Below are 12689 nucleotides of genomic sequence, written 5' to 3'. Positions count from 1 at the left end.
GTCGCCATTAACCATCCCGGAGAGCGTTCAGGCGAGCGCTCTTTCGGCGATGTCGGCGACGTCCCGCGACAGGTTCGGCAGGCGCGCGACGGTGCTCAGAGCCTCTTGCGCGAGGCGCTTGCGGCCGGGCTCCAGCATGCGCCAGCTCTTGAACGAGCCGAGCAGGCGCGAGGCGACCTGAGGGTTGGTCTTGTCAAGCGCGACCACGATATCGGCGACGAACTCGTAGCCCGCGCCGTCCGCCCGGTTGAACTGGGTCAGGTTCGCCGCGAAGCCGCCGATCAGCGCCCGCACGCGGTTCGGATTGCCGAGCGAGAAAGCCGGGTGCTGCATCAGCGTCTTGACGCGCTGCAGCGTGCCGGGTTCGGCGATCAGCGCCTGCGCCATCAGCCATTTGTCGAGCACGAGCGGCTCGCTGGCATAGGTCTCGGCGAAGCGGGTGATCAGGATCTCGCGGCGCTCGCCGGGGATCAGCGTCATCGCCGCGAGCGCGGCGAGGCGATCGGTCAGGTTGTCGCCCGACGCGAACTGCTCCTCGCAGAGGTCGGCGGCGTCATGCGGAGCGGCAAGCGCCGCGAGCCCGAGCAGTTCGTTGCGCAGCGCCCGCCGACCGGCGGAGGAAGCGTCAGGGCGATAGGCGCCGCTCGCAGCAAGTGCCCCGCGCAGGCCCGGCAATTCACCGAGCAGGGCCTTGCCGATGCCGCCCGACAGTTTGCGGTGGGCGACGAAGATCGCATCGGGATCGACATCCCGGCCGATCTCGCGGGCGATGTCAGCCGGCGCCGGAAGGCGCAGCACCTGCGCCGCAAAGGCGGGATCAGCCAGCGCATCGGCCTTGAGGAAGCCTTGCAGCGCCTCGCCGAGCTTGCCGGCGGTCGCGGCCAGCACTCCGGCATCAGCGCCGGGCTTGCCGGCGGCCAAGAGCACGCGGGTGGCGACGCTCTGGAGCGACTGCCAGCGATTGAAGGAATCGCTGTCCGCCGAGAACAGGCGCAGCAGGTCGGCATCGGACAAATCGAGATCGAGCCGCGCCGGGGCCGAGAAGCCGCGCATCAGCGACGGGATCGGCGCTTCCGCGATATCCTCGAAGGTGACCGACAGCGAGGGCTGGTCAAGCACGACGAGCCCGTCGCCGGCATAGGCGTTCGAGGCCGTCTTCAGCGGCAGGTCGCCCTTGGCGCCGACGAGGCCGAGCTTGATCGGCAGGACAACGGGCTGCTTTTCGGGCTGGCCCGGTGTCGCTGGCGTGCTCTGCGCCAGATCGAGCGTGTAGCGCTTCGCGGCGGCATCGTAGCGGCCTGAGGCGACGATGGTCGGCGTGCCCGCCTGCTCGTACCACCTTGCGAAATGGTCGAGGTTCTGGCCGGAGGTCTCGGCGAAGCAGGCGAGGAATTCCTCGATCGTCGCGGCCGTGCCGTCGCAGCGCTCGAAATAGAGGTCCATGCCGCGGTTGAAGGCGTCGTCGCCGATCAGCACCTTGAGCATGCGGATGACCTCCGCGCCCTTCTCGTAGACCGTCGGCGTGTAGAAGTTGTTGATTTCCTTGTAGGCGCGCGGCCGCACCGGATGGGCGAGGGGGCCGGCATCCTCCGAGAACTGGGTCGAGCGCAAGGTGCGGACATCGGCGATGCGCTTCACCGGGCGCGAGCGCTCGTCGGAGGAGAATTCCTGGTCGCGGAAGACGGTGAGGCCCTCTTTCAAGCAGAGCTGGAACCAGTCGCGGCAGGTGATGCGGTTGCCGGTCCAGTTGTGGAAATACTCATGCGCGATGATCGCTTCGATCGAGGCGTAGTCGCCATCGGTCGCGGTCTGCGGATCGGCCAGGACGTATTTGTCGTTGAAGATGTTGAGGCCCTTGTTTTCCATCGCCCCCATGTTGAAGTCGGACACGGCGACGACGTTGAACACGTCGAGATCATAGTTGCGACCGAAGACCTGCTCGTCCCAGCGCATGCAGCGCACCAGCGAATCCAGCGCCCAGCCAGCGCGTTCGGCCTTGCCGGGCTCGACATAGACGGCGAGCTCGACCTTGTGGCCATCGGCCGTGACGTAATCCTGCCGGACATGGTCGAGCGCCCCGCCGACCAGCGCGAAGAGATAGGCCGGCTTGGGGTGCGGATCGTGCCAGACGGCGAAATGCCGGTCGCCGCCGGGGAGTTCGGCCGCCGCGACGAGATTGCCGTTGGAGAGCAGCACCGGCGCCTCGGCCTTCGCCGCCTCTAACCTGACGGTGTAGACGCTCATCACGTCAGGCCGGTCGAGGAAATAGGTGATGCGGCGGAAGCCGTCCGCCTCGCACTGCGTGCAATAGACCTTCGACGAACGATAGAACCCCATCAGCTTGGTATTGGCGGAGGGGTTGAGCTCGGTCTCGATCGTCAGCGTGAAGTCATGCGGCGGCGGGTTCGGGATCGTCAGTGCCTGCGGCGTCACCGTATAGGCGGACGCGTCGAGCGGCTTGCCGTCGATGGCCAGCGCCTTCAGCACGAGTTCGTCGCCGTCGAGCTTCAGCGGCGCGCCGGATTGTCCTTCCGGATTGGGCCGGAGCGCCAGCAGGGCCCGCACTCGCGTCTTCTGCGGATGCAGGGCGACGTCGAGATCGACCGTGTCGATCAGCCAGTCGCTGGGGCGGTAATCCTCGAGGCGGATCAGCGGGGCGTCGTCGGTACGCATGGAATCCCTGGTGGCGAAGGTCAGGGTGCGGTTCTAGAGCATGCCGGCTCGGGAGGGAAACAACACAGCATTCCGGGATGGGGCGCTGCTCCAGCAAGCGCGGGGAACCCTCTCCCGTAGGGAGAGGGTAGGGTGAGGGGTAGGCCGTTGGACGTTTTGGCCGTGACCTGATTGCTGCTGCGGGGTGAGGGCGCCCGAAACTGGTCCAGGGGTCTACACCTCACCCCTACCCCTCTCCTTACAGGAGAGGGGTTCCCGCGCTGTCCGAGCTTTCTTGAAGAGTATGTCGCGCTGCCGTCGACCTGTGCCTGTGGGCAGAGATTGGGAAATCTCAGCCCACAGGAACCGCCGGCTCCGCATGGCTCACCAGCCGGCAGACCTGCGGTCGGGCGAGGCGTACCGCGCGCTCGATCGCATCGACGGCATGATGCACGGCGGCGACGTCCAGCGTCGGATCGACGCGGCAATGGTAGTTGACGACCAGCCCCTTGGCGGTCTGGCGCACGCGCACGCTGTGGATGTCGTGGATCGGCCCGGCGACCTTCGCGGCCTCGCCAGCCAGCGCCTTGCCGATATCCTCGACCGTTTCCCAGGCGGCGTTATGGCCGGAGGGCTGGCCGGTCTCCATTGGCTCGATATGGGTTTCGACCTCGGTCTCGCCGCCGAATTCGGCGCGGATCGCGCTTTCCAGCCGGGTCGCGATCTCATGCGCCTCGCCGAGCGGCAGGCTCTGGTCGACCTCCATGTCCAGGCTGACCGAGAGCTTCTCGCCGATCGAGTGGACGGTGACGTGGTGCACCGGGATCTTGAGCTTGAGCGCGATCAGCAGCACGCGCTCCAGCGCCGTCTCGTCATCGACCTGCACGGGGTCGGCGGTGATCGTGATCTCGGCGCCGGGCTCAGCCTTGAGCAGGGCCTCGCCGAGCTGGGCTTTGATCGCGACGACACGGTCGAGCGGCAGGGTGCGCGAGACGCTGATGCCGATTTCGCCATGGACCCGCCCGCCGGCAGGCCGCACGCGCAGCCAGTTGACCCCGACCACGCCGGGCACGCCGCGCGCGACCTCGCGCAGCTTGTCGCTGACGCCCTCGGGCGCCGTATCCATCAGCGTATCGAGCACGCGCCGGGCGAGGCGATAGGCCGAGAAGGCGGTATAGGCGGCGATGGCGAAGGCGGCGGCGGTGTCGGCCCGCTCGAAGCCGTACCAGATGCCGACAAGGCCGAGCAGAACCAGCCCCGAACCGACGAAATCCGCCGAGAAATGCGTGGCTTCGCCGGCCAGCGCCTCGCTGCCGGTTTCCCTGGCGACCTTGGTCAGCGAACGCCAGCGGATCGCGTCGACGATCATCGAGAGCACGAGCACGCCGATGACGAGCGGCGTCACCTGGACATGCTCGATGACATTGGTCCAGAGCCGGTTGCCGGCCTCCCAGAGGATCGCACCGGCGAGCGTGAACAGGATCGCGGTCTCGACCAGAGCGGCCAGTGCCTCGACCTTGCCATGGCCGTAATGGTGCTCGTCATCCGCCGGCTTGTCGGAGGCGCGGACCGCATACCATGTGAACAGCGTCGAGCCGACATCGACCAGCCCTTGTAGGGCATCGGTGAGCAGGGCGAGCGAGCCGGAGATGATGGCGCCGACGATCTTCGCCGCGGTGAGCAGGATCGTCGCCATCACCGAGATGATCGCGGCGCGCTGCTTGATCTGCGCGATCTGGGCGGGCGTGGCGCGCACGGCCGGTGCCGTCGCCGGCCCGTCTTGCGTTGTCGTCATGGCGCGTCCTGTTCAGATGGCTTGGAACGGCGATGCTCTTGCCTGATTTAGGAAACGGATCAACCCTGCCGCCCCTCAACGAGGAAACATGATGCGTTATCTCCACACCATGGTGCGCGTGACCGACCTGGATCAGGCGCTCGATTTCTACGTCAACAAGTTCGGGCTGGTCGAAACCCGCCGCATCGAGAACGAGAAGGGCCGCTTCACGCTGGTCTTCCTCGCGGCCTCCGACGATCTGGCGGAGGCCAAGGCCGGCGCCTCGCGCGGCCGCCCGACGCTGGAGCTGACCTATAACTGGGACCCGGAGACCTATACCGGCGGGCGCAACTTCGGCCATCTCGCCTACGAGGTCGATGACATCTACGCGACCTGCGACAAGCTGATGAAGGCCGGCGTGACCATCAACCGCCCGCCGCGGGACGGCAACATGGCCTTCATCCGCTCGCCCGACAACATCTCGATCGAACTGCTCCAGAAGGGCGAGCCGAAGGCCCCGGCCGAGCCGTGGGCGAGCATGCAGAACACCGGGAGCTGGTGAAGGCCTTGGCCGGCGTCTTCTGCCTGGGCATCGCGACGCTGGACTATGTCTACAGCGTCGAGACCATGCCGACCCGCGGCGAGAAGTACCGCTCGCGCGGGCTCGCCGTCGTCGGTGGCGGCTGTGCCGGCAATGCCTCGGTCGCGATCGCCCGCCTCGGTGGAGCCTGCTGGCTGGCGACGCGCCTCGCCGATGACCTGACCGGCGACCAGATCGTTGCCGATCTCGAATCGGAAGGCGTCGATGCCGGCTTCGCCCGCCGCGTCGCCGGCCTGCGTTCGCCCGTCTCGGCGATTCTCGTCGATGCCGAAGGCGAGCGCATGGTGATCTCCTATTCCGACCCGGCCATGCCGGAGGATGTCGCCTGGCTGCCGGCCGCGCTTCCAACGGGTGCTGGCGCCGTGCTTGCCGATACGCGCTGGGGGGAGGGGGCGCTTGCCGCCCTGAAGCTCGCCCGCGCTGCCGGCGTGCCCGGCGTGCTCGACGGCGACCGTAGGCCGCCGCATCCCGATCTCGTCGGCACGGCGAGCCATGTCGCCTTCAGCCAGCAGGCCTTGCGCGAGATTTCCGGCGAGGAGGACCCGCGCGCTGGCCTTGCCAAGGTTGCGGCCGGCGTCCCGACCTGGCTTGCGGTCACGCTCGGCAAGGAGGGCGTGCTCTTCGTCGATGACGGGCAGGTCCGGCATAGTCCGGCTTTCATCGTCGAGACGGTCGATACGCTGGGCGCCGGCGATGTCTGGCATGGCGCCTTCGCGCTCGCCTTGGCCGAAGGGCAGGCCGAGCCGGCGGCGATCCGCTTCGCCTCGGCGGCGGCCGCGATCAAATGCACTCGCTTCGGTGGCCGCAGCGGCGCGCCGAAGCGCGACGAGGTCGAGCGCTTCCTCGTGCAGGCCGGCGCCTAGCCCGGCCGATCGCTGTCTAACCTCTGTCTTTCCAGCGTCGTGCAGTCGTCACGCGCGTCGGGCATCTGACCCGGCGCGCGCTGCCGCGCTCAGGAGAGAGCATCATGCTGGCGATCCAGGGTCTGAAATGCATCTATGACACTACGGGCAAGGGGTGGTCGATCGAGCTCGTCCTGCGGGCCGACGGCGAAGAGGCCGTGCGCCGCTTCGATGTCGAGGGGGCCGAGGATGCCGAACTCCTGATCGAGGCCTTCGAGGATGCTTCGGCCAGCGCTTTCGATCCGGAGACCGGCGAGATCGTCTTCGGCTACGAATATCTCGACCTCGACGAAGAGGACGAGGAAGACGACGAGGACGAAGATGAGGGCGGCGAGGCCGACGAATCCGAAGAGGATGACGAGGATTCGGACGAAGCCGACAAGGACGAGAAGCCGAAAGGCTGAGGCCTAGCCCGAACGGGCCGCGTGCGGCCCCGTGACGACCATGAGCCCGGAGAGGCAGCCGCCTCGCCGGGCGATCTCGTTTCGGAAGGCTGCCATCGGCCGGGCTTTTTAGGGTGCTGGTATCGACGGGGAGATCAGGTGCAATCTACGGAAGGCACGCTACGTGAATGACGGGCAGGGAATGACACAGGAACGGGATGATGGTGAGGTCGCGGAGGCGCCGTCGGCCGCTCTCGCGACCCTGGCCGATCCGGCGAGCGTTGCCGGCGCGGCCAGCAAGAAGCGCGGAATCTGCGCCATCAGCGGGCAGGAGCTGGCGCGCAAGAACCTGATCGAGATCGGCACGCTGCGCCCCGCGCTCGCCGACCATATCCGCAACGACTTCCCTGACCTGCCCGATCACGCGCTGATCAGCCTGAAGGAGCTCGCGCGCTACCGCACCCGTTATGTTGAGGAAATCCTGCGCGAGGAACACGGCGAGTACTCGGACCTCGACCGCGAGGTCGCCGAAAGCATCGCCCGGCAGGAGACCATCGCCGAGAACACCGAAGATGATTTCGAGGAGCACCGCACGCTCGGAGAGCGCTTCTCGGACAATCTCGCAAGCTTTGGCGGCTCCTGGGCCTTCCTGATCAGCTTCGGCTTCGTGTTGGCGGTCTGGATGGGGATCAACGGCCTGATGGGCGAGGCCAAGGCCTTCGATCCCTATCCCTTCATCCTGCTGAACCTCGTCCTGTCCTGCATCGCGGCGGTGCAGGCGCCGATCATCATGATGAGCCAGAAGCGGCAGGAATCGAAGGATCGGCTGCGTTCGCTCAACGACTACCAGGTCAACCTGAAGGCCGAGCTCGAAATCCGGCATCTGCACGAGAAGATGGACCATCTCGTCACCCGGCAATGGCAGCGTCTCGCCGAGATCCAGCAGGTCCAGCTCGAGATGCTGCAGGAAGCGCAACTGCCGAAGGCGCGGGCGAAGCGCCGCAAGAAGCCCGTCGCCAAGAAGAAGCGCGCGAAGCCAGCCGAGGCGGCGGCAGTTCCCGCGCCCGGCAAGCCGGAGGGCGAGGCCTAGCCGCTCTTCGCTTGACTCCCCATCCTCCCATCGGTCTTTTCGTCGGCAAACGAATCCGATCGGGAGGATGATGATGGTTTCTTCGCGCTTTGCGCCGGTTGGCGCGCTCTTCGCCGGCCTGGCTTTCACAGCTCCGGCCTTCGCCCAGGGTCAGGTCACGGTCTATTGCTCGATCCTCGAGGAGCAGTGCCGCGAGGGCGCGGCGATGTTCGAGAAGGCGACCGGCATCAAGGTCGCGATGGTCCGCAAGAGCACCGGCGAGGTCTATGCGCAGGTCAAGGCCGAGGCGAGCAATCCGCGCGGCGACGTCTGGTGGGGCGGGCCGGGCGAGCCGCATCTCCAGGCGGCCGACGAAGGCCTGCTCGACGAGTACAAGTCGCCGAAGCTGCCGGAACTGCACGACTGGGCGCAGCGCCATGCCGAGCAGTCGAAATTCCGCACCAACGGCATCTATCTCGGCGCGCTCGGCGTCGGCTACAACACCGAAGTCCTGAAGAAGAAGGGCATCGCCGCGCCGAAATGCTGGGCCGACCTGCTCGATCCCAAGCTGCGCGATGAGGTCCAGATCGCCGATCCCAGTTCGTCGGGCACGGCCTATGTCTTCCTGGCGACGACGGTGCAGCGCCTCGGCGAGGAGAAGGGCTTCGAGTTCCTCAAGAGCCTGCACAAGAACATCAGCCAGTACACCAAGTCCGGCATCGCCCCGGTCAAGGCGGCAGCACTCGGCGAGACGGCTGTCGGCATCGCCTTCATCCACGACATGCTGACGCAGAAGCTGCAGGGCGCGCCGATCGAGACCTTCGCTCCCTGCGAGGGTACGGGCTACGAGACCGGCTCGGTCTCGATCATCAAGGGTGGCAAGAACCCGGAGGCCGCGCGCAAGTTCGTCGATTTCACGCTCTCGCCCGATGCCCAGAACATCAATGCGAAGCTGAAGATCAACTCGATCCCGTCGAACAAGAATTCGCTGCTTTCGCCGGACGCGCCGAAATTCGCCGAGATGAAGCTGATCGACTACGACACCCCGCGCTGGGGCTCGCCGGCCGAGCGCTCGCGCCTGCTCAAGAAGTTCGACACCGAGGTCAAGGCGCTGCCGCGCTGAGGCCCCTGTGACATCCAGGCTTGGTAGCACGGCCGCCGGTTTGTGCTACTAAGCTGCGATCCGGGCTCGGGCGCGTGGCGCCTGAGCCTCAAGCCATGGGATCGCACCGATGCTTCGCGCCACCTCCGTTCTCCGCAAGGCCGCCGTCAAGGCCGAGCGCGTCGTCGATACGCTGCCGCTGGGCCATCGCGACCGCGCGATCAACGGCGTGAGCGTTCGCGCCACGGGCGGGCTGGAGCTCGCGATCGCGCTCGACAAGGCGGCGGTGCTGAACGACGGCGATGCGCTGAAGCTGGAAGACGGCACGCTGGTCCAGATCAAGGCCGCGCCGGAAAGCCTGCTGGAAATCCGCGCCGAGAACCCGCTGCGGCTGGTGCGCCTCGCCTGGCATCTCGGCGGCCATCACGTCCCGGCCGAGATGACGGCTGAGGCTCTCTACATCCCGAACGACGCCGCGCTCGGCGAGTTGGTGCGCGGGCAGGGCTGTTCGATGACGGTGGTCGAGCGTCCTTTCCAGCCGGAGGCGGAAGTGCATCACCACGCCCATGGCGATGATTGCGGCTGCGGGCACGATCATCACGACCATGGTCATGACCATCACGATCACCATCATGGCCATGACCACAGCCACGGACACCATGGCCATGATCACGCGCATGGCCACAAGCACGACCATGATCACAAGCACCAGCACGCTCATGGCGAAGGTTGCGGTTGCGGCCATGATCACGACCATCACGGCCATGGCCATCACGATCATGGTCACGGCCATGGCGCCGCGCATGGCCACAAGGGCCATTCCCACGATCACTGAAGAGGCAGGCGCTTCGATAGTCCTATAAAAGGCGGGCTCAAGGCCCGCCTTTCGCGTTTCAGGCCGCGTAGCCTTTGACTTGCGCCAGCGTGGTCATCACGCCCCGCAACTCCGCGAGCCCCCGCAGGCGCCCGACCGCTGGGTAGCCCGGGAACGAGCCCTTGCCGACATCGTCGAGCAGTTCGTGGCCATGGTCGGGCCGCATCGGAATCTGCCAGTGCGGGTGACCGGCTGACTTGCGGCGCTGCTCCTCGGCCATCAGCGCATCGACCAGCGCGACCATGTCGGTATCGCCACCGAGATGCTCGGCCTCCATGAAGGAGCCGTCCGGGTCCTTGGCGACGTTGCGCAGATGCGCGAACCAGATCTTGTCGGCGAAGCGCCGGGCGATGCCGGGAACGTCGTTCTTCGGATTGGCGCCGAGCGAGCCCGAGCACAGCGTCAGGCCGTTCGCGGGGGATTCGACCGAGCCGAGGATGTAGGCGATGTCGTCCTCGGTCGAGCAGATCCGCGGCAGGCCGAAGAGCGAGCGCGGCGGGTCGTCCGGATGAATGCACATGCGGATGCCGACCTCTTCAGCGGTCGGGATGATCGCCTCCAGGAAGCGCTTCAGATTGGCGCGCAGCTTGTCATGGGTCATGCCGGCATAGCGATCGAGAATGCGGGCGAGGCCGGGCAGGTCGTAGCGGTCGAAGGCGCCGGGCAGGCCGGCCATGACGCTCGAGAGTAGCCGATCACGATCGGCCTGCGAGGACTTCTCGAACCACGCCCTGGCGTTGTCCATCACCTCGGTGGAATGGCCCTCGTCGGCGCCCTTGCGCTTCAGCATGAAATGGTCGAGCGCGACATATTCGTGCAAGTTGAAGCGAAGCGCCGTGCCGCCGCCCGGGAGCTTGTGGGCAAGCTCGGTGCGGGTCCAGTCCAGCACCGGCATGAAGTTGTAGCAGATCACCTCCAGGCCGCAGGCAGCGAGATTGCGCATCGACTGGCGGTAGTTCGCGAAGACGGTTTCGAGATCGCCTTCGCCGATCTTCACGCTCTCGTGGATCGGCAGGCTCTCGACGACCTTCCATTCGAGGCCGAGGCTCTTGTCGGAGCGGACGATGGCCTGGCGCTTCTCGATCTCCTCGGTGCTCCAGATCACGCCATATGGAATCTGGTGCAGCGAGTTGACGATGCCGGTCGCGCCCGCCTGCCGGGCCTGCGCCAGAGTCACGACATCGTCCGGCCCGAACCAGCGCCAGCATTGTTCCATGGTCTTGTTATCCTTGTGAGAAATGTCGCTGCGCGGGAAACGGCGTCAGGGGGCTTCGGGAGCGAGGCGGGAATCGTCGAAGGCGTCCGCATGGTCCTTTGCGATCGTGTCGATCGTCGCGAAGACGGTGCGCAGATGCGCGCGCATCGCGGCTTCCGCGCCTTTCGCGTCATGCTTCATGATGCAGGCAGCGATGATCCTGTGCTCGTTCAGGATCACCTCGGACCAGGACGGCGTCTCCAGCGAAAGGCAGCGCACCCGGTCCATCTGGGCCTTCACGCTCTCGATCATGCTCCAGACCGCACGGTGCCCGGCGATGCGCGAGATCTCGGCATGGAACACCTCGTCGAGGCGGAAGATCTCTGAGCGCTCTCCGCGCCGGACAGCCTCTGCCTGTTCCTCGATCTGGGCCGCGAGGCGGCGGCAATCGGCATCGCCGATGCGCTGGGCGGCCAGCACGACGGTGCGGCATTCCAGCGTCTCGCGCACGAACTGGCTGTCATGGACGGCGGCGAGGTCGATCGGTGCGACGAAGGTGCCGACCTGCGGCACGGCGACGAGGAAGCCCTCGTCGACCAGCCGCTTGAAGGCCTCGCGCACAGGTGTGCGGCTGACGCCGAAGCGCAAAGCCATCCGCGCCTCCGACATCGATTCGCGCGGTTTCAACGCGCCGCTGATCACATCGCCGCGCAGAACGCTGTAGATTTGGTCCGTGCTGTGACGGGTTGCTGGGTGGGCCATTGCCAAGCTCTCGACGACTAGTATACTAGGATACTGATCAACCGGGGGCTGCGTCAACTTGGCAGGTTCCCGGGGCGAGGGCAGGGGCCGGATCGGGGCGGTCAGGCTCGCACATCATAATAAAGCTCGTAAGCGGGCATCCACATCTGGAGGAGAAATCATGGCTCACGACAGCATCAATCGGCGTCATTTCATCGGTGGCGTTGCCGGTCTCGGCGTCGCTGCGCATGCGCCCGGCGTCTTTGCGCAGCAGCTCAAGCTGCCGGCCTCGCCGCTGACGATCAGCATCATCGACGTCGGCGGGGCGCTCGCGCTCGTCCAGACGCCGCTGGAGAATTATCCGAAGGCCAATCCCAAGGCCGTCTCGCGCATGGTCTTCACCAAGGCCCCGGCGCCCGAGCTCCCGGCGAAGATCAAGGCCCAGCAGAATGCCGGCCGCCTCGATATCGACATGGTCATCGGTGGCCTGGACGTGCTTTCGGCCGGCATCGACCAGAAGCTCTGGGTCGATCTGCTGCCGCGCCTGCAGGCCGAATTGCCGAAGCCGGAAGACATCTACCTCAAGCCGGCGCTCGCCATGCACAATCTCGGGCAGGGCCAGGCCATGGCGATGGTCTACTACCCCTCCGGCCCGCTGCTCGAATACATGCCGGACCGCGTCAAGCAGGTGCCGACCACGGCGGAAGAGCTGCTGGCCTGGACCAAGCAGAACAAGAACCGCTTCTTCTACGGCCGCCCGGCCAATTCCGGCCCCGGCCGCACCTGGATCATGGGCCTGCCCTATCTCCTCGGCGACAAGGACCCGAAGGATCCTGAGAAGGGCTGGGACAAGACCTGGGCCTATCTCAAGGAACTCGGCGAGAACATCGAGTACTATCCGGGCGGCACCGGCCAGACGATGAAGGAGCTCGGCGACGGCTCGCGCGACATCATCGTCTCGACCACCGGCTGGGACATCAACCCGCGCGTGCTCGGCATCGTGCCGAAGGAAGCCAAGATCCAGGCGCTCAAGGGTTTCCACTGGGTCACCGACGCCCAGTACATGATGATCCCGAAGGGTGTCTCGGACGAGAAGCTCAACGTGCTGCTCGACCTGATCCGCCACATGCTGACGCCCACGCAGCAGGCCTTCACCTATGACGAGGGCTATTTCTATCCGGGTCCGGCCGTGAAGGACGTGCCGCTCTCGATGGCCCCGGCCTCCAGCCAGAAGGCCATCGCCGAGTTCGGCCGGCCCGAATACGAGAAGCTCATCGCCGATAATCCGATGGAAACCCCGCTCAACCCCGACAAGATGGTGATCGCCTTCCGCATCTGGGACGAGCAGGTCGGCGGCGCCAAGAAGAAGTAAGTCCGATCGCAGCGGCGGGCCTCG

11 protein-coding genes are annotated in these 12689 nt (G+C 66.3%); 7 read left to right on the top strand and 4 right to left on the bottom strand.

All coding sequences use genetic code 11. The features are described 5' to 3' along the window. Positions 1–27: 27 nt before the first annotated feature. Entirely contained in the window at positions 28–2673 is a 2646-nt protein-coding gene (gene pepN / locus NUV79_RS19165) for an aminopeptidase N (protein WP_257734664.1), read from the bottom strand. A gap of 331 nt (positions 2674–3004) precedes the next feature. After that, entirely contained in the window at positions 3005–4447 is a 1443-nt protein-coding gene (locus NUV79_RS19160; RefSeq protein ID WP_257734663.1) for a cation diffusion facilitator family transporter, read from the bottom strand. Between the two features lie 91 nt (positions 4448–4538). Between NUV79_RS19160 and NUV79_RS19155 the strand changes: the two genes are divergently transcribed. From NUV79_RS19155 to NUV79_RS19130, 6 genes are all read left to right on the top strand, one after another. After that, a complete protein-coding gene (locus NUV79_RS19155) occupies positions 4539–4988 on the top strand; it encodes a VOC family protein (protein WP_257734764.1) in 450 nt (149 codons plus the stop codon). Further along, complete coding sequence (locus NUV79_RS19150; protein ID WP_257734662.1) at positions 4985–5890, top strand: PfkB family carbohydrate kinase; 906 nt, start codon at positions 4985–4987, stop codon at positions 5888–5890. The genes NUV79_RS19155 and NUV79_RS19150 overlap by 4 nt, the downstream gene beginning before the upstream one ends. A gap of 104 nt (positions 5891–5994) precedes the next feature. After that, positions 5995–6333: a hypothetical protein gene (locus NUV79_RS19145; protein ID WP_257734661.1), complete on the top strand. Its 339-nt coding sequence runs from the start codon at positions 5995–5997 to the stop codon at positions 6331–6333. Positions 6334–6514: 181 nt separating this feature from the next. After that, the gene (locus NUV79_RS19140) at positions 6515–7402 is read left to right on the top strand and encodes a DUF1003 domain-containing protein (RefSeq protein WP_257734660.1); all 888 of its coding nucleotides are present in this window, start codon (positions 6515–6517) and stop codon (positions 7400–7402) included. 73 nt (positions 7403–7475) lie between these two features. Further along, positions 7476–8504, top strand: coding sequence for an ABC transporter substrate-binding protein (locus tag NUV79_RS19135; protein WP_310225244.1), 1029 nt, complete (start codon positions 7476–7478; stop codon positions 8502–8504). Positions 8505–8613: 109 nt separating this feature from the next. Beyond that, positions 8614–9318: an urease accessory protein UreE gene (locus NUV79_RS19130; protein WP_257734658.1), complete on the top strand. Its 705-nt coding sequence runs from the start codon at positions 8614–8616 to the stop codon at positions 9316–9318. Positions 9319–9376: 58 nt separating this feature from the next. Here the strand turns inward: NUV79_RS19130 and uxuA are convergent, their stop codons facing one another. Then, on the bottom strand, positions 9377–10573 hold the full coding sequence (uxuA, locus tag NUV79_RS19125) for a mannonate dehydratase (protein ID WP_257734657.1): 1197 nt from the start codon (positions 10571–10573) through the stop codon (positions 9377–9379). A 45-nt stretch (positions 10574–10618) separates the two neighbouring features. Beyond that, on the bottom strand, positions 10619–11314 hold the full coding sequence (locus tag NUV79_RS19120) for a GntR family transcriptional regulator (RefSeq protein WP_257734656.1): 696 nt from the start codon (positions 11312–11314) through the stop codon (positions 10619–10621). A gap of 160 nt (positions 11315–11474) precedes the next feature. Here NUV79_RS19120 and NUV79_RS19115 point away from each other — a divergent pair, with 160 nt between their 5' ends. Beyond that, entirely contained in the window at positions 11475–12665 is a 1191-nt protein-coding gene (locus NUV79_RS19115) for an extracellular solute-binding protein (RefSeq protein WP_257734655.1), read from the top strand. The last annotated feature ends 24 nt before the right edge of the window (positions 12666–12689 follow it).

The sequence above is a fragment of the Allobosea sp. 47.2.35 genome, assembly GCF_024655635.1.
Taxonomy (GTDB): Bacteria; Pseudomonadota; Alphaproteobacteria; order Rhizobiales; family Beijerinckiaceae; genus Allobosea.
The sequence above is the reverse complement of the archived record's forward strand: the minus strand, read 5'-3'. Positions and strand labels throughout refer to the sequence as shown.

Excerpts from the sequence above, each read along its gene's own strand:
- NUV79_RS19145 (WP_257734661.1), top strand. The coding sequence starts at position 5,995 with ATGCTGGCGATCCAGGGTCTGAAATGCATCTATGACACTACGGGCAAG.
- NUV79_RS19155 (WP_257734764.1), top strand. The coding sequence starts at position 4,539 with ATGCGTTATCTCCACACCATGGTGCGCGTGACCGACCTGGATCAGGCG.
- NUV79_RS19130 (WP_257734658.1), top strand. The coding sequence starts at position 8,614 with ATGCTTCGCGCCACCTCCGTTCTCCGCAAGGCCGCCGTCAAGGCCGAG.
- NUV79_RS19160 (WP_257734663.1), bottom strand. The coding sequence starts at position 4,447 with ATGACGACAACGCAAGACGGGCCGGCGACGGCACCGGCCGTGCGCGCC.
- NUV79_RS19115 (WP_257734655.1), top strand. The coding sequence starts at position 11,475 with ATGGCTCACGACAGCATCAATCGGCGTCATTTCATCGGTGGCGTTGCC.
- uxuA (WP_257734657.1), bottom strand. The coding sequence starts at position 10,573 with ATGGAACAATGCTGGCGCTGGTTCGGGCCGGACGATGTCGTGACTCTG.
- NUV79_RS19140 (WP_257734660.1), top strand. The coding sequence starts at position 6,515 with ATGACACAGGAACGGGATGATGGTGAGGTCGCGGAGGCGCCGTCGGCC.
- pepN (WP_257734664.1), bottom strand. The coding sequence starts at position 2,673 with ATGCGTACCGACGACGCCCCGCTGATCCGCCTCGAGGATTACCGCCCC.
- NUV79_RS19120 (WP_257734656.1), bottom strand. The coding sequence starts at position 11,314 with ATGGCCCACCCAGCAACCCGTCACAGCACGGACCAAATCTACAGCGTT.
- NUV79_RS19135 (WP_310225244.1), top strand. The coding sequence starts at position 7,476 with ATGGTTTCTTCGCGCTTTGCGCCGGTTGGCGCGCTCTTCGCCGGCCTG.